This window comes from Brucella grignonensis, assembly GCF_002252505.1.
Classification (GTDB): domain Bacteria; phylum Pseudomonadota; class Alphaproteobacteria; order Rhizobiales; family Rhizobiaceae; genus Brucella; species Brucella grignonensis.
In genome coordinates, this window is sequence record NZ_NNRL01000114.1 from 1 (window position 1) to 667 (window position 667).

Sequence of the window (667 nt, forward strand, 5' to 3'; positions counted from 1 at the left end):
GTGGTAAGGCTGCGCGCTCATGGAATGCAGAATCGCGCAGCCGGAATTCCGCGTCCAATGATTGCTTTGAATCACCGCACGCGGATCGATTCATTTCAGTGATGAGACGGCCGTCGTTCCATCAGCCGTTCAGAGCATCCTTGATCGCCTTGGCCGGCGTAAAGGTCAGCTTCTTGGAAGCGGCGATCTTGATGGTGGCGCCGGTCGAGGGATTGCGACCCTCGCGTTCCGGCGTATCCTTGATCTTGAATTTTCCGAACCCGGGAATGCTGGTCTCGGCGCCCGATCGCGCAGCCTCCGAAATCTCTTTGAATACGCTATCGACGATCGCCTTGGCCTGCGCCTTGGTCAGATTTTGCTCGGTTGCGATCTTGTCGGCGATCTCGGTTGTTGTCGTCATGCGATTGGTCTTTCTCTGTTGTTGATGGAGGTTCAGGTCATCCGGTTGAGCGCGATGGCCAAGGCTAGTTTCGGTCGGATCGTCGACCTCATCCGCGAGAGCCGAGATCGCCTTGCCCAGCCGATCGATCCGGAACGCGCTGTCGGCAAACCACAGTTCGATTTCCGCGGGGTCGAGCGTGTCGATCATGGCAGATGTCGGAACTGCGCATCCAGCAGCCCGGATGGTTCGTATGTTGTGCGGATAGCGGCTTATGCGTTCCGCCAT

The 667-nt window shown here is 57.9% G+C and carries 1 protein-coding gene; it reads right to left on the reverse strand.

All coding sequences use genetic code 11. The annotated features are described in order from the left end of the window. Positions 1-121: 121 nt before the first annotated feature. Positions 122-400, reverse strand: coding sequence for an HU family DNA-binding protein (locus CEV33_RS01465; protein WP_094538728.1), 279 nt, complete (start codon positions 398-400; stop codon positions 122-124). Between the last annotated feature and the right edge of the window lie 267 nt (positions 401-667).